Origin of the sequence: Streptomyces sp. NRRL S-37, assembly GCF_000721605.1 — a bacterium.
Classification (GTDB): Bacteria; Actinomycetota; Actinomycetes; order Streptomycetales; family Streptomycetaceae; genus Streptomyces.
On sequence record NZ_JOIZ01000091.1, the window covers coordinates 1 to 1,215 of the forward strand.

Consider the following 1,215-nt stretch of genomic DNA (forward strand, 5'->3'; position numbering starts at 1 on the left):
CAGATCCGCCGCAGCGATCACCGCACCCCGCAACCCCGCAGGCACACCACCCGGACCAAACACCTCACCCACGGTGAACTCGAGATCGAACTTGGCCGCTGCTGACTCATGGGTGCTGAGCTTTCCGACCTGCTGGGCGCCAGAGAGGTCCACGGCGGCGCCGGCGTTGTTCTGGAGGGTGAGCATCACCTGGAACAGCGGGTGCCGGGCCAGGGAACGCGTCGGAGCGAGCTCCTCCACCAGACGCTCGAACGGCACGTTCAGTGCGCAGCACCAGCGTGTTCACGAACAGGCCAACCAGGTCGTCCAGGGCCTCATCGGTGCGCCCGGCGACCGCTGCGCCGACGGGGATGTCGGTGCCCGCGCCGAGCCGGGACAGCAGGACCGCGAGGGCGGCCTGGAGCACCATGAAGGGCGTGCAGCCCTCGACACGGGCCAGCTCCGCGAGACGTGCGTGCACTTCGGCGGGAACGTCGAAGGGAACGCCGTGCCCACGGTGACTCGCCACGGACGGACGCGGATGGTCGTAGGGCAGCGTCAGCTCCTCCGGCGCACCGGCCAGCGTCTCCCGCCAATAGGCGACCTGACGCGACAGGACGCTGTCCGGATCGCTCTCGTCGCTGGTACGGCTCTCCCTCGGCCACCCTGAACACCGTCCGCAGCACTTCGTGACGGCCGATCACATCCCGTAGGGCCGCATCAAGGGCCTCGACGTCCACCTGGCCGGAAAGCCGCAGAGCTGTCGGGATGTTGTACGCGGCGCTGGGCCCCTCGAGCTGCTCGATGAACCACAGACGGCGCTGCGCGAATGACAACGGAAACATCAGGACTCCCCCTGGTTACGCATGGGCCGCAACGCCGGCCGAGCTGTCTTCTTCTTTCCGAGCTGCTGTGCGAGCCCTGCCACCGTCGGCGTCTCGAACAGCGCCGCGATGCCGAGCTCGACGCCCAGCGCCACCCGGATACGGCTGACCAGCCGTACCGCGAGCAGGGAATGACCTCCGAGGGCGAAGAAGTCGTCGTCGACTCCCACCTTCTCCAGTCCGAGGACCTGCGCGAACGCCTCGCACAGGGCCTCTTCCTCGGGGGTGGACGGGCCTCTGCCGGAATTCGCAGTGGTGGTGTACTCGGGTGCGGGCAGGGCCTTGCGGTCGAGTTTGCCGTTCACCGTCAACGGCAGCTCGTCCAGCACCACGACCGCGGCCGGGACCATGT

The 1,215-nt window shown here is 68.4% G+C and carries 1 pseudogene; it reads right to left on the reverse strand.

What is annotated here, in order from left to right:
• Positions 1-1,215: pseudogene (locus tag IH50_RS43685) on the reverse strand (condensation domain-containing protein); the annotation flags it as partial.